The organism is Modicisalibacter muralis, from assembly GCF_900102945.1.
Lineage (GTDB): Bacteria > Pseudomonadota > Gammaproteobacteria > Pseudomonadales > Halomonadaceae > Modicisalibacter > Modicisalibacter muralis.
This window is the reverse complement of sequence record NZ_FNGI01000002.1, coordinates 1-18,717: the sequence shown is the minus strand read 5'-3', so window position 1 is coordinate 18,717 and position 18,717 is coordinate 1. Positions and strand designations below refer to the sequence as shown.

General features: G+C 60.6%; 19 protein-coding genes. 4 read left to right on the top strand and 15 right to left on the bottom strand.

Annotation, left to right across the window (positions count from 1 at the left end; genetic code table 11):
* Nucleotides 1-70: 70 nt before the first annotated feature.
* Entirely contained in the window at nt 71-1,309 is a 1,239-nt protein-coding gene (locus BLR92_RS04665; RefSeq protein ID WP_281242886.1) for an NAD(P)/FAD-dependent oxidoreductase, read from the bottom strand.
* A gap of 319 nt (nt 1,310-1,628) precedes the next feature.
* Between BLR92_RS04665 and BLR92_RS04660 the strand changes: the two genes are divergently transcribed.
* On the top strand, nt 1,629-4,346 hold the full coding sequence (locus BLR92_RS04660) for a nitrate reductase (protein WP_089726058.1): 2,718 nt from the start codon (nt 1,629-1,631) through the stop codon (nt 4,344-4,346).
* Entirely contained in the window at nt 4,306-5,232 is a 927-nt protein-coding gene (gene cobA, locus BLR92_RS04655) for a uroporphyrinogen-III C-methyltransferase (RefSeq protein ID WP_245704070.1), read from the top strand. The genes BLR92_RS04660 and cobA overlap by 41 nt, the downstream gene beginning before the upstream one ends.
* 60 nt (nt 5,233-5,292) lie before the next feature.
* Here the strand turns inward: cobA and BLR92_RS04650 are convergent, their stop codons facing one another.
* The 4 genes from BLR92_RS04650 to BLR92_RS04635 form a co-directional block, all read right to left on the bottom strand.
* The gene (locus BLR92_RS04650; RefSeq protein WP_089726056.1) at nt 5,293-5,580 is read right to left on the bottom strand and encodes a HigA family addiction module antitoxin; all 288 of its coding nucleotides are present in this window, start codon (nt 5,578-5,580) and stop codon (nt 5,293-5,295) included.
* A gap of 10 nt (nt 5,581-5,590) precedes the next feature.
* Entirely contained in the window at nt 5,591-5,869 is a 279-nt protein-coding gene (locus tag BLR92_RS04645; protein ID WP_089726054.1) for a type II toxin-antitoxin system RelE/ParE family toxin, read from the bottom strand.
* Nucleotides 5,870-5,980: 111 nt separating this feature from the next.
* Entirely contained in the window at nt 5,981-6,490 is a 510-nt protein-coding gene (locus BLR92_RS04640; RefSeq protein WP_089726053.1) for an OsmC family protein, read from the bottom strand.
* 268 nt (nt 6,491-6,758) lie between these two features.
* Complete coding sequence (locus BLR92_RS04635) at nt 6,759-7,694, bottom strand: LysR substrate-binding domain-containing protein (protein ID WP_089726052.1); 936 nt, start codon at nt 7,692-7,694, stop codon at nt 6,759-6,761.
* Between the two features lie 98 nt (nt 7,695-7,792).
* Here BLR92_RS04635 and BLR92_RS04630 point away from each other — a divergent pair, with 98 nt between their 5' ends.
* On the top strand, nt 7,793-8,728 hold the full coding sequence (locus tag BLR92_RS04630) for a DMT family transporter (RefSeq protein WP_245704068.1): 936 nt from the start codon (nt 7,793-7,795) through the stop codon (nt 8,726-8,728).
* On the opposite strand, the gene BLR92_RS04625 is transcribed toward BLR92_RS04630, so the two are convergent.
* The 6 genes from BLR92_RS04625 to BLR92_RS04600 all read right to left on the bottom strand — a co-directional run bounded on the left by BLR92_RS04625 (nt 8,725) and on the right by BLR92_RS04600 (nt 13,983).
* A complete protein-coding gene (locus tag BLR92_RS04625; RefSeq protein ID WP_089726048.1) occupies nt 8,725-9,210 on the bottom strand; it encodes a GNAT family N-acetyltransferase in 486 nt (161 codons plus the stop codon). The genes BLR92_RS04630 and BLR92_RS04625 overlap by 4 nt on opposite strands.
* 84 nt (nt 9,211-9,294) lie before the next feature.
* Nucleotides 9,295-9,894, bottom strand: coding sequence for a sugar O-acetyltransferase (locus tag BLR92_RS04620; RefSeq protein WP_245704067.1), 600 nt, complete (start codon nt 9,892-9,894; stop codon nt 9,295-9,297).
* Nucleotides 9,882-10,739: an urea carboxylase-associated family protein gene (locus BLR92_RS04615; protein WP_089726045.1), complete on the bottom strand. Its 858-nt coding sequence runs from the start codon at nt 10,737-10,739 to the stop codon at nt 9,882-9,884. The genes BLR92_RS04620 and BLR92_RS04615 overlap by 13 nt, the downstream gene beginning before the upstream one ends.
* 18 nt (nt 10,740-10,757) lie before the next feature.
* Nucleotides 10,758-11,489: a GntR family transcriptional regulator gene (locus BLR92_RS04610; protein WP_089726043.1), complete on the bottom strand. Its 732-nt coding sequence runs from the start codon at nt 11,487-11,489 to the stop codon at nt 10,758-10,760.
* 21 nt (nt 11,490-11,510) lie between these two features.
* On the bottom strand, nt 11,511-13,049 hold the full coding sequence (locus BLR92_RS20070; protein ID WP_089726041.1) for an amino acid ABC transporter permease/ATP-binding protein: 1,539 nt from the start codon (nt 13,047-13,049) through the stop codon (nt 11,511-11,513).
* Nucleotides 13,050-13,134: 85 nt separating this feature from the next.
* The gene (locus BLR92_RS04600) at nt 13,135-13,983 is read right to left on the bottom strand and encodes an ABC transporter substrate-binding protein (protein ID WP_089726039.1); all 849 of its coding nucleotides are present in this window, start codon (nt 13,981-13,983) and stop codon (nt 13,135-13,137) included.
* Nucleotides 13,984-14,105: 122 nt separating this feature from the next.
* Here BLR92_RS04600 and BLR92_RS04595 point away from each other — a divergent pair, with 122 nt between their 5' ends.
* Nucleotides 14,106-15,509: an amidase gene (locus tag BLR92_RS04595; RefSeq protein ID WP_089726037.1), complete on the top strand. Its 1,404-nt coding sequence runs from the start codon at nt 14,106-14,108 to the stop codon at nt 15,507-15,509.
* Nucleotides 15,510-15,542: 33 nt separating this feature from the next.
* Here the strand turns inward: BLR92_RS04595 and BLR92_RS04590 are convergent, their stop codons facing one another.
* The 4 genes from BLR92_RS04590 to BLR92_RS04575 all read right to left on the bottom strand — a co-directional run bounded on the left by BLR92_RS04590 (nt 15,543) and on the right by BLR92_RS04575 (nt 18,654).
* Nucleotides 15,543-16,058 (bottom strand): P-loop nucleotide/nucleoside kinase family protein, encoded by a 516-nt coding sequence (locus BLR92_RS04590; protein ID WP_089726035.1) that lies wholly within the window; start codon nt 16,056-16,058, stop codon nt 15,543-15,545.
* Between the two features lie 10 nt (nt 16,059-16,068).
* A complete protein-coding gene (locus BLR92_RS04585; protein WP_089726033.1) occupies nt 16,069-16,419 on the bottom strand; it encodes a hypothetical protein in 351 nt (116 codons plus the stop codon).
* Between the two features lie 72 nt (nt 16,420-16,491).
* Nucleotides 16,492-17,667, bottom strand: coding sequence for a zinc-binding dehydrogenase (locus tag BLR92_RS04580; protein WP_245704066.1), 1,176 nt, complete (start codon nt 17,665-17,667; stop codon nt 16,492-16,494).
* 133 nt (nt 17,668-17,800) lie between these two features.
* Nucleotides 17,801-18,654, bottom strand: a protein-coding gene (locus BLR92_RS04575; RefSeq protein ID WP_175488723.1) for an IS5 family transposase whose coding sequence is annotated in 2 segments (ribosomal slippage) — nt 17,801-18,312 and nt 18,312-18,654 — 855 coding nt in all. Because the reading frame shifts where the segments join, the coding sequence is not laid out codon by codon here.
* Nucleotides 18,655-18,717: the final 63 nt, after the last annotated feature.

Sequence of the window (18,717 nt, the reverse complement as noted above, 5' to 3'; positions counted from 1 at the left end):
CGTCATTCCTGACGAATGACCTTCGCGCCGACCTGCCCTCGGGCCTCGATGAAAACGCTTTGGCACGTAACTAGGCGGCCTCCTCGAGGAGCGGTTTGGCGTCGCCGGCGCCGAACAGCAGCGCCTGACGGCAGGCACCGAGATCGCGCCCGGTGAGCGACTGTTCGAAATACCAGGGACCGAAGGCGGTGTCGCCGTAGAGCACGGCGCCGATAATGCGGTTGTCGCGCAGCAGCAGGCGGCGATAGTCGCCGTGTTGCGGGTCGTGGTAGGTCAGTACCTCGTGGCCGCTTTCGGGCTCGGTGGGGCCGAAGGCGTATAGCGAAATGCCGCTGACCTTGAGTTTGCTGGCGCTGGGCCGTTCGACGTAGCCGTCGCCGGGTTCGCCGCATAGATGCGCGGCGAGTACCTCGACCTGGCGCCAGATCGGCTCGACCAGGCCGTAGGTCTGGCCTTGAAATTCGCAGCACTCACCGAGGGCGTGGATCGTCGGGTCGCTGGTGGTCAGCCAGGCATCCACCGTTACGCCATGGTGGCTAGCAAGCCAGGCCTGTTTGCCCAACTCGGCATTGGGCGCGATGCCGGCGGCGATGACCACGCAGTCGGCGGCGAAGCGGCGGCCGTCTTCGAGATGCACCGCACGAACATGACCGTGACCGTCGTCTTCAAGGCTCGCCAGTCGAGCGTTGGTGACGATATCGAGGCCGCGACGGCGGAGTTCACGACGCAGCAGTTCTGCCGCCGTGGAATCGAGCTGTCGATTCATCAGCCGCTCGCCGCGTTGCAACAACGTGACCTGCATGCCGCGTTTACGCAGCCCTTCGGCGGCTTCCAACCCCAGCAGACCGCCACCGACAACCACTGCGCGCCGACCGCTCTGGCTGGCTCGGGTCAGCGACTTGGCATCATCGAGATCGCGAAAACCCTGCACGCCACTGAGTTCGATGCCCGGCACGTCGGGCATTGCCGGGCGTGAGCCGGTGGCCAGCACCAGGCGGTCGTAGCCGAGTTCGTGACCGCCATCGGTGATCACGCGTTGGCGGCCGCGGTCGATCTCGCTGACCCGCTCACCCAATATCAGCTCGACGCCTTGTTCGGCGTACCAACCGGCATCACGCAGGGTCAGCGCCTCGCGCGTGGTTTCGCCGGCAAGCCAGCCCGATAGCAGAATGCGGTTATAGGCTGGGGTGCGCTCGTCGCCAATCACGCTGATCCGTCGCGGCCGGTGCTCATGTTTGAGCAGGGCTTCGAGCAAGCGATGCCCGGCCATGCCATTGCCGACGATCAGCAGATGTTCGTGAGGCTGCACGGCGTTTCCTCCGCAGGTTGACCGATGTTCTCCACCAACAAAGCCAACCGCGTGCCAAGGCTGTATTTAACGCTGTTATTTCATGGGCTTGATGGTGAATTGCGTGCCAGTGACGCTGCCGTAGACAGATGAAACGACCGCTCGCTGTGCAGTGGCGCTGGGTTATGCACCAGGCTGGCGCGTGGCAAGGCGAGGAGGGTGTGAAAGCCGAGCATCGACTCGCGTATCAATTAATTAACGATATGATTTAACGCTAAAAAGCCGTGGCCGGTCTCGCGCTTGCTTACTCCTCCAACATCGGATTCAACGAAGGATGGCCATGCGCGTTTCCACTACCTGCCCGTACTGCGGCGTCGGCTGCGGAGTGATCGCCACCCACGACGGCCAGATGCTGACCGGCGTCGAGGGCGACCGCGATCACCCGGCCAATTTCGGGCGGCTGTGCGTGAAGGGCTCGGCGCTCGCCGAGACGCTGGGCCACCACGGGCGGCTGACGCGACCCCGGGTCGATGGCGTCGAAGTCGATTGGGACACGGCCTTGTCGACCGTTGCCGAGCGACTGCGGGCGACGCAGGCCGCGCATGGGCGCGAATCGGTTGCCGGGTATCTTTCCGGACAATTGCTGACCGAGGACTATTACGTCGCCAACAAGCTGTTCAAGGGCTTTCTCGGCACGCCGCACCTGGATACCAACTCGCGGCTGTGCATGGCCTCGGCGGTGGCCAGCTACAAGCGTGCGTTCGGCGCCGACGCCGTGCCGTGCAACTACGAGGACCTGGAAGAGGCCGAACTGGTAGTGCTGGTGGGCTCCAACCTGGCCTGGAACCACCCGGTGCTCTACCAGCGCCTGCGCAGCGCCAAGCAGCGCAACCCGCTGTTGCGTGTGGTAGTGATCGACCCGCGCGTCACCGATACCTGCGAGATCGCCGATCTCTACCTGGGCATCCGGCCCGGCAGCGATGCGCGGCTGTTCAATGGGCTGCTAGCTTTCATGGCCGAGCGGGGGCGCCTGGATCGGGTCTACCTCGAGCGGCATACCCAGGGCATCGACGACGCCCTGACCGCAGCGCGCGAGGACGACTGCTCCATCGAAGCCATCGCCGCCGACTGCGACGTCGCCCCCGAGCGCCTGGAGACCTTCTTCTACTGGTTCGCCAGCCAGCTGCACGTGGTGACGCTCTACTCCCAGGGCATCAACCAGTCGAGCAGCGGCACCGACAAGTGCAACGCGATCACCAACTGCCATCTGGCCGGCGGCAAGCTCGGCCTGCCCGGCGCCGGGCCGTTCTCGATCACCGGCCAGCCCAATGCCATGGGCGGGCGCGAGGTCGGCGGGCTGGCCAACCAGCTCGCCGCGCACATGGATTACCACACGCCCGGTGCCATCGACCGTGTCACCCGCTTCTGGACTACCGACACGCTGACGCCGAGCCTGCCCGACGGTCCCGGCCACAAGGCGGTCGAGCTGTTCGATGCCATCGGACGCGGCGAGATCCGCGCCCTGTGGATCATGGCCACCAACCCCGGCGTCAGCCTGCCCGACGTCAACCGCGTGCGACGCATCCTCGCGGCCTGCCCGCTGGTGATCGTCTCCGAGTGCATGGCCAACGCCGATATTCTGCAGTATGCCGACATCGTGCTACCGGCCTCGAGTTGGTCTGAGAAGGACGGCACCGTGACCAACTCCGAGCGGCGCATCTCGCGCCAGCGCGGTCTGCTGGCGCCGCCCGGTGAGGCGCGCCACGACTGGTGGATCATCAGCCAAGTGGCAAACCGACTGGGCTTCGCCGAGGCCTTCGCCTATACGCACCCCGGAGAGATCTTCGACGAGCACGCACGGTTGACCGGCTTCGAGAACGAAAGTGGAAATCGACTGTTCGATATCTCCGGCCTGGTTGGGCTGGATCGCGCCGCCTACGACGCCCTCAAGTCGATCCAGTGGCCGGTCAATGCCCTCGCGCCCAAGGGCACGGCGCGGCTGTTCACCGATGGCCGCTTCGCCACTCCGGATGGCAGGGCCCGGTTGATCGCCGTGCGTCCGCGTGGGCCGCAACAATCGCTCAGCGCGGCGCGCCCGCTGCGCCTCAACACCGGGCGTGTGCGCGACCAGTGGCACACCATGACCCGTACCGCGCGCTCGCCGCGACTGATGAATCATCGCAGTGAGCCGTTTATCGAGGTGCATCCCCAGGACGCCGACGACTTGCACCTGCAGGATCAGCAACTGGCCCGACTGGAAGGCGCGGGTGGGGATTACCTCGGCCGCGTGCGCGTCTCGAACGCCATGCGTCGGGGTGAGGTGTTCGTGCCGATGCACTGGAACGACAGTTTCAGCGGGCGGGCGCGCATGGGCGGGCTGCTCGCCGCGCATGTCGATCCGCTTTCCGGCCAGCCGGAATCCAAGCACGGCGCGGTGAGCCTCGCGCCGCTGATGCCGGGCTGGGAGGCGACGCTGGTCCTCGCTGATGGGGCCGACTGCGAGCCCGACTGGCGCGACGAGAGCGCCTACTGGGCATACATTCCGCTCGCCCATTGCCAGCGCTGGCAGCTTGCCGGTGGTGACGCCCATCGCGATTGGCTCGATTGGGCCAACGCCAATCTGCCCGGCGAACCGGCGCTATGGGCCGAGGATGTCGCCAGCGGCCGCCTGCGCGCCGCCGGTTTCATCAAGGGGCGGTTGAGCTGGTGGCTGATGGTCGGCTCGCCCGCCGAGTTGCCGGCCCTTCACTGGCTTGATGAACGCTTCGCCGAGGCCGCCGCCGGCGAAGCGCTGCCCAGCGACCTGCGCCGTCGCCTGCTGGCCGGTTGCGCTGCCGGCGAGGCCGATAGCGGCCCGACGGTATGTAGCTGCCATCAAGTCGGGCAGAAGGCCATCATCGAGGCGATCCGCGCCGGCGACAGCAGCGTCGAGGCATTGGGCGCGCGGCTGGCCTGCGGCACCCAGTGCGGCTCCTGCATTCCCGAACTCAAATCCCTGATCGAAGAGGAGACGGCCCGTGCTGTCACCGGTGAAGCCCTTGAAAGCGAAGCGGTCTGAACTCTCCAATCTGTTGTTGCTGCCCAGCCTGTTGATGCGCGTGACCCACAGCGCTTCGCGCGCGGCGTCGTTGCTTGGCGGCCTGGGGCGTCGCGGAACGACACCAGCCGCTTTCGGCCGCGGTGAGTGCCGCCCCGGCAGTGTCTATCTGGTGGGTGCCGGGCCGGGAGACGCGAGTCTTTTGACCCTGCGCGCCGCGCAACTGCTCGGCCAGGCCGACGCCATCGTCTACGACCGGCTGGTCGGCGATGACGTGCTAGCGCTGATTCCCCCCGGTCGCGAGCGCTACTACGTGGGTAAGGCGCGCGGCCAGCACAGCGTGCCGCAGGCCGAGATCGGCGCGCTGTTGGTCAAGCTAGCCGGGGAGGGCAAGTCGGTGGTACGCCTCAAGGGCGGCGACCCGGGCGTGTTCGGGCGCATGGGCGAGGAGCTTGCCGCGCTCGCCGAAGCCGACGTCCCCGCCGAGATCGTCCCCGGCATCACCGCCGCCTCCGGCGCCGCCGCGGCGATGGGCATGGCGCTCACCGACCGCGCCCACGCCCAGCAACTGCGCTTTATCACCGCCCAGCTGTGCCGCGAGGGCGGCACGCCCGATTGGGCATCGCTCGCCCGCACCAACGAGACGCTGGTGTTCTACATGGGGCTGGCCAAGGTCGAAGCGATCTGCCACGGCCTGCGCGGCGCCGGCCTACCCGACGATTGGCCGATCCTGCTGATCGCCAACGCCTCGCTACCCGACCAGCAGTCGCTGATCGGCACCCTGGCCGATATGTCCGAGAAGCTGGCCAAGCATCCGCTGCCGTCGCCGTGCCTGATCGTGGTGGGGAGTGTGGTGAGGATGGCCGAAGCGGCGCGATTGAAAGAGACGATGGCAGGGGAGGCGTGAGGGCCTTGCTAGTTGTTAGGCCGCTCTCGTAGCATCGGCATTGCTTGGTTATGTGCTGCTCTAGGCAGCAACAAGCTTTTTGACCCTGAGCTCTTTGCGGTGTTGCTCAGCATGCCAGAGTTCATATTGGGACTGCTGGTTCAGCCAGCTTTCTGCCGAGGTATTAAACGCGATAGAAAGTCGGATAGCCATTTCGGGACTAATGCCAGCCTTGCCGTTCAATACAGCGCTCAGAGTTTTTCGGCTTACTCCCAGCGCTTCTGCAGCCGCCGTTACAGACAGACCAAGGGGCTCCAAGCAAAGCTCTCGCAATACTTCACCAGGGTGGGGCGGGTTGTGCATCAACATCGGCGGTACCTCAGTGATAATCTTCGTAATTCACTATCTCGGCATCTCCGTCCTCAAACCGGAACGTCACACGCCAGTTACCACTAACTGTCACTGACCAGATTCCGGCGCGATTCCCTGAGAGTTCGTGCAGCCGGAGGCCTGGTAAGTCCATATCTTTGGCGTCTGACGCTGCATTTAGTCTACCGAGAATAAGCCGAAGCCTCTTTGCATGAGCGGCCTGAATCCCTGCGGTGCTGCCGGACTTGAAGAATTTGGCCAGGCCCTTGTGTTTGAAGCTTCGAATCATCCTTTGAGTGTACCCTGTAACGTATCAGGTGTCAAAACACATAGCGTCCGGCTTCAGGCGCGCGCCGCTTGCGGCGCGTCGCCTGCAAGCCCTTGTTGGGCGTCACCCTTCTCAAGATGCCCCGCTCTTGCTAACTGATATGGGTGGGGGATTCTTCAACGTTTGGTAAACCACGCAGTAACGCTCCGTAAGGCGCACCAAGGTAGCCAGCTGTTCCTCTGAGGTATCCGTGTCCAAGAATAGGTGCAGGCGTATGTTCTGGAATCCAACGGGCACCTCCTTGGACACCCCCAGCGTGCCACGAAAATCCAGGTCTCCCTCTGCTGTCAGGACAGCCTCGCGCAGCACAATGCCTAGCGACGCAGCCACTGCATTGAGGGTTACTCCCGCACACGCGACCAACGCCTCAAGGAGCATGTCTCCAGAACAAGCTTGCTGGCCGGTACCGCCAGTGGCTGGGTGCAGGCCTGCAACAACGAGACCTTTTCCCGTTTCGATCTTGCAGCTAACGTCCTCGCCTGCGCGGCCTTGCGCACGAAGGGTTATCAGCGCCGCCTCAGGAATCTCCTTGTAGCGGTCCTTCAGCGGGGCCTGCATTGCCCGTAGATCATCCGCCTTCATGACGCAACCTCCTGCGTGCTCGTGACGCCCAACAGTTCAGCATTTGTTCAACAGTGATTAGTCCGCACGCTCTATTATTGGGTTCTCGTACCGGCGCGTTCAAGTAAATAAACGCTCTTACCAAGTGAGCTATAACCTACTGAAATTCAAGGTCATTAAGTATACCTCGGCAGCATAATATGGGTGAACGTGCCGGGAGCATTTACCAGAAGAACCGTATTGGGTTGAAAAATGATGCTCATCAACCGCTGCGCTGAATATCGATCCTCTAACCGACTTGCCCCCGAAACCGCTCTGCTTCCTCAACCAGCCAGTCGATAAACCGCTGCACCGTCGGTGGCGCGCTGCCGGTGGCGGGCAGGATCAGGTCGTAGGTAAACGGCGAGTCGATCACGTAGCGGTCGTCGAAGGGTCGTACCAGCACGCCGCTGGCCAGGCGATCGGCGACCACGGCGGGGTTGGCGAGCATCACGCCGCGCCCGGCAATGGCTTGGTCGAGCGCCAACCCGGAGAGCGAATAGCGGCGCTGAATTGGCACTTCGACATCGGGTAGGCCAGCGGCGTCGAACCATTCCCGCCAGCCGGGGAAGTCGATGCTCTGACGCGATTGCCAGACGACTTCGAGCAGTGGGTGGGCGAGCAGGTCGGCGGGCGTCTCGATGGGCGTGCGTTCCAGCAGGGTAGGCGAGCAGACCGGGAACAGTTCGTCCTCGAACAGCCGCACGCTCCGCACACCGGACCAGGGGCCGCGCCCATAGCGTAGGGCGAGCCGTGCGCCGTTGCCGTGCCAGGTCGGCGCCGTCAGGTCCTGGTCCGCGTCCAGGGATATCTCGACCTGGCTTTCCAGCACCTCGAATTCCGCCAGGCGCGGCAGCAGCCAGAACTGGGTGAACGACGGCGGGGCGCTCAGGGTCAGCGTGGTGGCGGGCTTGGCGCGCTCGCTGGCCGCTCTGACGCCATTGGCGATGCGCGCGAGACCGGCATTCACGTCCTCGGCCAGCAGGCGCCCGGCCTCGTTGACCCGCACCCCGTTGGCGTGGCGTTCGAACAGAGACACGCCCAGCCGGTCCTCGAGTTGCTTGATTTGGCGACTGACGGCGCCCGGCGTCACGCCCAGGCGATTCGCCGCCGTCTTGAAGCTTCCTTCCCGCGCCGCTTCCGCGAAGGCCCGCAGTGCATTGAGGGGCAGCCGTTCGATCTTCATGAGTTGAGTTTTCCTGAGCCTAGGGTGGCAGAGTAATCGTTTGGAACCGGTCACTGCAATTGCTGCAATGTCCTCCATTCCAAGCTAGGAGAGACATCATGAACGGTTCCAGAACATCCACCCCATGTGTCGATTCGGTGTTGAGTTGCACTCACGCTCGCCGGTCCATCGACATGTCGGCCAGTGTCTTGATGACGCTGTTCTGTCTGATACTCGGCTTCCAGCAGGTCGCCATCAAGGCCGTGGCTGCGGATATCTCGCCTTTGGCCCAGGTCGGCATGCGCTCGCTGGTGGCGGCGCTGTTGGTCGCGCTACTCGCGTGCTGGCGCGGTATCGGAATCACTACTTTCCGCACCCATCTTGGGCCGGGGCTACTCATCGGGCTGGGGTTCACCGCAGAGTTCGCGTTCGTGGCGCTGGGGTTGAACTACACGCTGGCCTCGCACATGTCCGTGTTCCTCTACACCGCGCCGGTGTTCGCCGCGCTCGGGTTGCATTTCCTGGTGCTGGGCGAGCAGTTGATCCGGCGTCAATGGATGGGCGTCGTGATGGCATTCGCCGGCATGTTGATCGCCATGGCGCCGACGGCGAGCGGTGTGGAGGCGAGAGCGCTCATGTTGGGCGATGCGCTCGGCTTGCTGGCGGGACTGTCGTGGGCATCGACCACGTTGGTGCTGCGGCGCTCAAAGCTCTCCGAGGCGCCGCCCGAGCAGACGCTGTGTTACCAACTGAGCGTCGCCGCGTTGCTGCTGTTGCCGGCCGCGATCCTGCTTGGTGATGTTGAGGAAATCGACGTCACCGGCCTGGCGCTGGCCAGCCTGACCTTCCAGACGCTGGTGATCTCGTTCGGAGCGCTGCTGTTGTGGTTTTCGCTGTTGCGCCGCTACTGGGCCTCGCAGCTTGGCGTGTTCTCGTTCCTGTCACCGATCTTCGGCGTGCTGTTCGGCGCCGTGCTGCTAAATGAGCCGCTGACGGTCAACTTCGTGATCGGCGGTGGTGTCATTCTGGGCGGTATCGTGTTGGTGAGTCGCTAGCGCAACGCCTTATGCATGATATGCGTATCGACGAGTCCCTGACGGGCGTGGCGGTAGCCGTTGGGCACCGTGCCGATGATGGCGAAGCCCAGCGATTGCCAGAGCCCGATGGCGGTCTCGTTGGTGGACACCACCGCATTGAACTGCATCGCCAGGTAGCCCGCCTCGATGGCCTGGTCCTGGGAGTGCAGGCAGAGCGCGCGCGCCACGCCCTTGCCGCGCGCCTCGGGGGCGACCATGTAGCCGCAGTTGCAGACATGATCGCCCGGCCCGGCGGCGTTGGGCTTCAGGTAATACGAACCCAGCACCACGCCGTCCTCCTTGGCGACATAGGTGAACTGTGGGAGTTCGCACCACAGGGCATAGGCGTCATCGAAGCTGATATCCGGGTCGAAGGCGTAGGTTTCCCGCGCCTGCACCACGGCCTTGAAGGTCGGCCAGAAGAGCACGAAATTGTCTGCTGTGATCGGCGTTATTTGCATGGGGTTGTCTCCGGAGCGCAAGGCGTCATATTCGCAAGACCTGCGGACGCGGGCAATCGGACCACAGCTATCCGGGGGTATCGATTAGACGGGGCGAATGACACGGCACGGGTTGCCTGCGGCAAAGACTCCCGATGGGACATCTCTGGTTATGACGCTACCGGCGCCAATGACCGAACCGTCGCCAATGCTGACGCCAGGACAAATGATCGTCCCGCCTCCCAGCCAAACGTCGTCGCCTATGAAAATCGGTTCTCCGAACTCGATGCCACTGCGCCTTTCATCGACACCCATGGGATGTAAGGCGGTATAAACCTGCACTGCCGGTCCAAAGAGAACATTGCTTCCGATGGTAACCTTGGCCCCATCGAGAACGACACAGTTGAAGTTGAAATAAACATTGCTACCCAGTTCGATGTTGCTGCCGTAATCGCAAAAGAAAGGCGGGGTAACATAGGCATCGGTTGGCGTGCCGAAAAGGCGCGTAAGTAGATCTTGCCGCCGAGCATCGGAGGCACGGGGCGGCAAACTGTTCAGCTCCAGGCATAGCTCTCTGGCACGAAGCCGCTCAGCGACCAAGTCAGGATCTGCGGGATCGTAGCGCTCTCCCGACAGCATCTTCTCTTTTTCCGAATGCATGATTTCTTTACATCTTAATGACTGAATGTGCTTTACCGTTGCCATTTTACGCTTTCGGGATGCATCCCATGCAGGGCGGGGTAATCGACGGGTTTCGGTGATTCCCAGCCGGCTAATAAGTCCTTGTCGAGCCTGAAGACTTCGACCGTGAGAGGCCGGCATACATCGATTGGATCCCTGGCGTCGGGCCCCCATAAGGGTACGGAAAGATCGCCACCGGGGCAGGCCGATAGCGCGCACAACAGGTCGATCTCCGCGAAAAACTCGATAAAGTCGCCTTTGTCGGCAGGGCAGGCCTTCATGAAATATTGATCGGATTCATTGAGCCCCGTGCATTGAAAGACATTCAATACATCATGCACGTCGAATTCGGTCAGGCCGTATGGCAATACTGAGCGAACGAGATTCGAATGGCAGTGAAAGTGAAAATCCTTGCCGGTAAGCAGCTTGTTGACGTAAGGGTCGCAGCGGGTGCCGAGTAAATCATGGACGCGCCCGCCCTCGGAATCCTTCCCGTAGTCGCTCAATGTATCATGGGTGATGGTGACCATCGGGCGCAGATAAGGAAGGTTGGACCACAGCCGATCGAAGGTGGTGACGTGGGCTTTTTGCAATTGCCGCGTTCTGGATGCCCACATCCGCTCACGGGGGTTGTTCAGGTTCCACAAGTTGAGATCGCCGACCTGGGGTCCATCGTTGGTCAATATCCTGAAAACATGTCCGGCGGGAACCTTCCAGGCGCGACCGCTACGAATGGGAACGACAAAGTTGTCGACGATTTCACGATGGGTTGAGTCGGCTATCGCTTTATAAAAGCTTGAGTCGACCGCCAGGGCGCTGCCTTCCGAGGCCTGGTATGCAGCAGCCGTATTGTTTTCCTGATTGTCCATGACGCACAGCTCCTTGGTTTAGAAGGTACCGGTTGATCCAGGTTGGCGGGCGTAAAAAGCACGCACGGTGTCTATGACCATGGCCTCCGAATCCTTGAGATAAAGCTGCATCGCATCGGCGGCCTCCTGGCGCTTCCCGTTTATCAAATAGTCGTGAATCACCCTGTCTCGAGCTATCCAGCCCATCTGGAATTGCTTCTCGTCCTCGCATAATGCGAATGTGAGGCGAAGCTGGGCGACGATTGCCTTGAAAAATACATTGATGCGTTCGCTCTCGATCAACGCCACCACCGCTTGATGAAACTGCAAACTTCGCGTGCCCACCTCTTTCCAATCGTTCTTCTTGATGGCGGCCTCGCCCGACTCGATGGCTTGCGTTATATGATCGAAGAGTGGCTCGCTCGCAAAGGCGCTGCGCTCTACTGCAATCAATTCAAGCGTGTGGCGGACCTTATAAATATCGTGCACGTCGGGGAGGGTGAGCGCCTTAACCCTCGCGCCTTTATGGCGCATATTGACCACTAGGCCTTCTAAACGAAGGTGGCGAAGCGCCTCGCGTATCGTGTTGCGCGAGGCGCCATGCTGATGACAAAGGTGCGCTTCGGTCAGCGAGCTTCCCGGCATGATATCGCCCGAGATAATCTTTTCTCGCAGGCTTTCTGCTACGCAATCGGACAGGGATTTGTCGCTGGCACTCTCGTCAGTTTCTTTATCAAATGCCGATAGTGAAGGGTGCTCGTCTTTCGTCATGGTAGATGATCTACACTATTTTCATGATCCATTGAATTCTTTGAGAAACTGCCTGACGCGAGGCTCGTCGCAGTTGTCGAACATATCTTGCGGGGAGCCGCTATGGACGACACTGCCTTCGTCCATGAAGTAGATCTTATCCGATATGCGGCGGGCAAATTGCATTTCATGGGTAACGATGATGAGTGTCATGCCCTCGCGAGCCAGCACCTCTATGGTTTTCAATACCTCGCCAACCAGCTCGGGGTCCAGTGCCGAGGTTGGTTCATCGAATAGCATTACCTTAGGGTGCATTGCCAGCGCACGAGCAATGGCAACGCGCTGTTGTTGGCCACCGGATAGCTGGTGTGGGTATTTGTAGGCGTGCTCGAGCATGCCGACTTTATCGAGAAAACCCATGGCCTCGGTTTCCAACTGCGCCTTGCTTCCCCTACGGTGGTAGCGTGGACCAAGCGTAATATTCTGCAGAACGTTCTTATGGGGAAATAAGTTGAATTGCTGGAACACCATGCCGATCTTCTTGATCTCGTTCTGTCGGGGCAAGCGGCGCGAGCGAGGTTGGTCTGGATGGCTAAAGAATATGTTTTCGCCATCCAGTTTTATGATTCCAGTGTCGGGTACGGCAAGGCCATTCAAGGTGCGGATCAACGTCGTCTTGCCAGAGCCGGATGGCCCTATGATGGATACGGCTTCTCCCTTTTTCACACTGATGGATACGTCTTTCAGGACCTGGAGTTCGCTAAAGCTTTTGTTGATTCCAGTCGCTTCTATCACGACACCGGATTGGCCTTCATCGGCTTCGTGTGAGGCGCTTTCTTGATAATCCGGCTTGCTGGATACTGATTTTTCCAGTTGGGTTTTATCCGTATAGTTTTTCCGGCTCTTGCGATGTGTGACATCCAGGTTTCTTTCGCCCCACTTGAGCAGGTTGTCGAAGAAGGTGACGATGAACACGTAGAAGAATGCCACGGCGAGCATCGTTTCAAGAACCTTGAAGTTCTGAGTGTACAGTCGTTGGCCGACGAGCAGTATTTCCGCCAATGAAATGACGGAAACGAGGGAGGTAAGCTTGACGATCGTTATAAACTGGTTGGCCAGCGTGGGCAGGGCGATTCTGATGGACTGCGGTATGACGATGAGCTTCTGTATGCCGAAGTAACTGATACCCAACGCCTGACCCGCTTCACGCTGCCCCGGCGGCACCGATAATAGCCCGCCTCTATGGATCTCCGCGATGTATGCCGTTTCGCTCAGGATAAGGGCAACCAGGCCAGCCGTGAAAGGGTCTGAAAGATAATTGCCTGTCCAGGGAATGACCTGAGGAAGGTTATATATGAAGATAAGCAGGACCAGCAGGGGAAGGCTTCTAAAAAACCAGACATACGCTGAAACCGGTAGTTTCAATAGGGGATAGCTAGACAGTTTGGCCAGCGCCAGGAAGAAACTAAGAAACGTCGCTATTAGCCACGAAAGCACGCTAAGCGCCACTACGACCAGTGAGGCTTCCCAGAGTGGGGCATACCATAGGAGGCTAAGCGCATATTCCCAATCGAAAGACATCAGTTTGGCGCCCTTGGGTCGTTAAAAACAAGGTGCCTCCGCAGCGACAATGGAGGCACCCATAACTAGCTGGTATTAAACGACATCAGCTATCTTTAAGCGCTTTTTCTACCTCGCTCTGGTCGGGCTCGCTAAGATTGTATTTCCCCAGTATCTTTTGGTATTCACCGCTTTTTTTCATTTCTTCAATGGCCGCGGCAATGCCGGCTTTCAATTCTGGCTTGCTCTCGTTGACGCCGAGACCCACGGCAATCGGGTAAAGGGGTTTTTCAGAGGTTATTTTTAGTGCATCTTCCATCTTGCTGACGGCTAGCTTTGCCACGGCCGCATCGGCGAACTGTACATCGACTCCCTTTGAAAGAAGGGCTTGTGTTGCTACAGGTGCCGTGGCAAATGAACGAATATCGATGGCCCCCTTATCGTTCGGCAGACAATACTCTTGCGAGACCTTGTTCAGCTTCGGAATCCATGAGGCTCCACTTATCGAACTGACGCGCATGCCACACAAATCCTTGGGTACCTTCGGTTCGAAATCGCTGCTGCTATGCACTATCAATGAGGTGCCAGTCCGCGTGTGGGGAACATAATCGAGCACTTCGGCGCGTTCCGGGGTGATATACAGGAGGGAGGCGATAACATCGAAACGGTTGGAGCGCAGGCCAACGATCAACTGTGCAAAGCGTGTATCCACGAATTCAGGCTCCAGCCCCATGTGCTTCGCGACTGACTCCATGAACTCGATCTCGAACCCGGCCGGTTCACCTTCTTTCAAATAGACATAAGGCGGATATGTCATGTCCGAGCCAATCAGTAGCTTGTCTGGCTCAATGGTGCCGTATTCAGGTGCGGCATAAGATTGTTGAACAAAAAGCGTTGAGGCCGCGCATAGGCTCAAGCTCAGTAATATCTTATTAAGCTGTTGTTTTATTGTCATTTTTCCATACCTCTTTATGATTGTTGTATAAGGTGTAGAGTTTAATATTTTTTTAGAACATAGTTTGTTGAACAATATCCGTCAAGATGCGCCCTTCGCTCGGCACCCAGGAGACGTGTCACATGCTCAAGCTCAAGCTCCCTCCCGATCCTGTCCTCGACGCCGGTGGCATTGACGGCTTCGCCACTGCATTTCGTGCGGGCGAGCTCACATCGGAGCAGACGACGCGTGACTATCTCACGCGCATTCAAGCGCTCGACAAGCAGCTCGGCGCCTTCGAGTACATTGCGGTGGAAGAGGCCATTGCCGCTGCAAGGGCCGTGGATCAGTTACGCGCTGGCGGCACGGACCTTGGCCCACTCATGGGCCTGCCGATCACCGTGAAGGATTTGTTTACCGTCGACGGCATGCCAATGACCGCCGGCTCCCGAATCGATATCTCGGATATCGCGGACCCGAAAGAAGGTCCGTTCATCCAGGCATTGTGGCGTGCGGGCTGCGTCATTCTGGGAAAAACCAGGATGGTCGAGTTCGCGTTCGGGATAACCGGCGTATCGACCCCGCGTGGAACGCCCTGGAACCCTTGCGACCCTTCGACTCATCGTTTGCCAGGTGGCTCGAGCTCCGGCGCGGGCGTGGCCGTTGCCGCCGGGCTGTGCGCCTTGGCCATCGGCACCGATACCGGTGGTTCGGTGCGAGTGCCGGCTGCGCTCTGCGGTGTCTTCGGCTTGAAAACGACCTTCGGGCTCTGGCCCATGCAGGGCGCCTTCCCGCTTGCGCCAGAGCTCGACTCCATCGGCTTGCTGGCCAGGTCCGCGCGCGATGCAGTCACCGCTTATGCGGAAATTACAGGCATCTTGCATGGCGAGCGCGGGGCGGCCTTACCCTCGATGGAGTTGTCGAGATTACGCTTCGGCAAGCCGACAGACTATTTCTTCGGCGACCTGAGCCCTGAGGTGGAAAATGCCATGGCGACAGCCACCGCCAGGCTGCAATCGGCAGGCGTCGCCTTCGATGAAGTGGTGGTTCCCCAGGCACGCGAGCGCGAACGCTATTTTCCCGTGAGTATGCCCGTTGCCCTCTTGACGACCCTGGGAGCGGAGCGCTTCGAAGCCAACAAACATCTCATGGACCCGGTGATAGCCAGGCGCACAGCCGCTGGCTTACAAACACTTGCCATCGACCATTTGGCCTTGGAAGCGCGTAGAAGGGTCGCCATTCGCGAGGTCGATGCCTTGTTCAGCGGCTACGATGCCTGGGTCAGCCCGACTACGACCAGCGTGGCCCCGGCAGTTGCCGAACTCGAGGATCCCGAGAGTGGCCACCAGCAAGCGCTGAGCATGACCCGCAATACGCAGCCCGCCAATTACTTGGGGCTTTGCGCCGCCACGATTCCTTTACCAAGAGAGGCCGGAAAGCTACCGGTCGGTTATCAGATAATGGCCTCGGCGGGTAGCGACGCTCGGCTGCTGGCCATTGCCATCCTGATGGAAGAACTTTTCGCGGCTAGCGATGAAATGCCGTAGCGATGATGCCAAGAGAACGACCATCGACGACGATCACGAAGCGTTTCCGTGGGCCCGCATCACCGCCAGGACTCGCGCCGCCGCCTCATCGGCACTCACGGTCGCGGTATCGATCACCAGTCGCTCATCCGATCTGGGTTCATACTCGCGAGCCAGAACTGCTTCCCAAGTGGGAAGCACCAAGCCCGAGATATCGCTTGTCCGGCTCTCGATCCGGCGACGATGCTCGTCGCTATCGGAGCAAACGATCTCTACATCCAGCAATGGAGAGGAGGTGCCTCTGGCGACCTCGCGCCAGGCATCACGCGAGATCGCCAGGGGATTCACGCATTCGGCAATCACCGTCCGGCCGAGATTCAGGTTGTCCCGCGCCAGGGCCCAGGCGACTTCGTAACCGGACGCACCGACCTCATCGGCGAGCACCCGCGCGTTTCTCAGCGTCTGCTCGATGGAGTCGATGCGCAGGTAGGTCGCCTGGCATCGGTTGGCGAGTTCACGCGCGATAGTGGTCTTGCCGGTGCCCGGCAAACCACCGATGACGATCAACATGCCGCCACACTCAAATTTGAGGCTGCCCGGTTTCCTCAACGCCCTTGTAGGTCACGTTGCCCTGTTCATCCACCTGGCAGGTAACGGTATGAAAGGTGTTGCCATGACCAAGGAAGCTGATTTGCAACTCGAACGCTTTACCGGGCTCGTAGTCGGCCGCATTGGTTTCATATATCGGATTGCCGGTCAGCGCTTGCCCCGCCGGTCCCTGCAAGGCTTGTTGCTGACATTGCCCAACCACTTCCTGGGCCTCCCCCTGGACCTTTTCCTTCGACTCCTGCGCCATGGCTGTCGTCATCGCCAGGGCGAATAGCGCCACGCCGAAGGCGCCGGTGGCACGGCGATAGTTGCATGCTTGCATGGAACCCCCTTCCTGGTTGGGTGGTTTACCCTACCAGTGTAGGAAACGCTGCGGCTGGAACCTAGCGGCGCTTCAGCGCGGCGCTTCCAGCGCGAAGGGCGCGCCATGTGCCTGCCACTGCGAATCCGGGACGATCACGATCTTGCCCAGGAAGTTGCTGCCGCGATCGACGAAGTAATTCTCGGCGTCGTGCAGGTCGGAGAGCTTGAATGCCGCGTGCAGCACCGGCTTGAGCTGGCCAGAGCGGATCCACGCCACCAACTGCTCGGCCTCGTCGCGGGTGCCGTGAGAGACGCCGAATATCTGCACCTGATACAGGTAGATGCGCGTCCACAGTATCTCGCTGAGGTTGCCGCCGCTGGCCCCGGCGATGCTCAGGCGTGGGTAGCTGGCGCGGCCTTTCATATCGAAGATCATGCTGTCGATGAAGCGGTCGGTCATTTCGCCGCCGACCAGATCCATCACCGCATCGAAAGGGCGGCCGTCGGTCACGGTGCGCACCTTGTCGGTGAAGTCCTGCATCGCCGAGCGATCCAGCACCGCTTCTGCGCCAAGTTCGCTCAGCGCCTGGGCCTTGTCCGGCGTGCTCAGGGCGTAGGGAATCGCGCCCATAATGCGGCAAAGCTGAATCAGCGCCGTGCCCACGCCACCGCTGGCGCCGGTGACCAGCACGCGCTCGCCGGCCGTCACGCCCGCCGCGTTGAGCATGTGTAGCGCGGTCTGGTAGGAGCACATGCCCATCGCGGCCAGCTCCGCGTCGGCCAGCTCGGGGTTGTCCACCGCATGGAACTGATCCGCCGGTACGGCGATGTACTCGGCGAAGCCGCCATCGGCACCGTGGCCGTAATAATCCGGCGCCAGGTTGATGTTGCGGCGGGTGTCGGGATAGAGGTTGAAGTCCAGCAGGCCGCGCTCGCCGATGCGCTCGGCCGCCACCCCATCACCCACCGCGACCACGCGGCCGACCACATCGGCGCCCTGAATGCGCGGGAAAGTCAGCGTCGGCGAACCGCCGATTTGAAACGACGTCACCTCGCCCTTGTCCCTGGTGGGGTAGAGCCCCTCACGCGCCTTGCGGTCGGTGTTGTTCTTCGCCGTTGCCGTGACCTGCACCAGCACCTCGCTTGCGGCGGGCGAGGGCGTCGGTACGTCCTGGTGGTAGACCAGCTTGTCGATGCCGCCGTGGCCGGTCAGCAGCATCGCCGACATGGTGGTGGGGGTGTTCTCCGAGCAGGTGTTGCCTGCCATGTGCTGCCTCCTTGCGGTGATCGCGATGTCTAGCGAGACAATAACAAATTTGGCTAACCAGCAGCGCCTTGACCTGATCGTATCGCCGATCCACAGTGCGGAAGTGCCACCTTGTCGACAAGGCTGGGTTGCTCTAGGCTTTGTCTGAAAAGTCAGCGCGCAAGCAACGAACTATGCACGCCAGGCATACCATTGCCCTGAAGCTGCTCGCCAACTTGTCGTATCGCGTGCACAGCCGCCGGATCTCCTTCAGCCAGCCAAAGCAGCGCTCGATCACGTTGCGCTGCCGGTATTTGACCTTGTCGAATATCCTCGGCAGTCCTGGTCGGGGCTTACGATGCATCCGACGATAAGCAATCGTGGGACGCATGCGATACCGATCACAGTAGCGCCGCAGCGCATCACTGTCGTACCCCTTATCGGCCACGATATGTTGGCAACGCTTCCTTGGCCGCCCCTGAGGGCTCGGCAATCGAATGGTCTCCATCGTGGGAATGAAATAGCTCGAATCAGCATGATGGCCGGGCGACAACACGAAGGACAGAGGATAGCCATTCCGATCGCAGACCATATGGAGCTTGGTGGTCAGGCCGCCACGGCTGCGGCCCAGCGCATGGTCTACGGGTTCGCCTGATCCCCCTTTTTGCCACCTCCCGAGGCGGCGCGGGTTGCCCGGATAGCGGTAGAATCGATCATCCAGGTATCCAAATTCATCAGACCATCTTCACGCAGCTCAAGATGCAAGCGTGACAGCAAGGCGTCGAAGGTGCCGTCGTCTCGCCACTGGCGAAAGCGCTGATAGACGGTCTTCCAGGGGCCATACCGTTCGGGGAGGTCTCGCCATTTCGCGCCGGAGCACAGGATCCAGAAGATCCCGTTGAGCATTTGGCGGTCATCCCGGCGGGGCCGGCCCATCACCTGGGGTGGCGAGACAATGTCTTCGATCAGGGACCAACCATAGTCGGTAATTTCGTAGCGTCCTGCCATATTGCACCTATGCCGATGTCACATAGCAAAAATTAGCAGAACCTACTTTTCAGACAAAGCCTA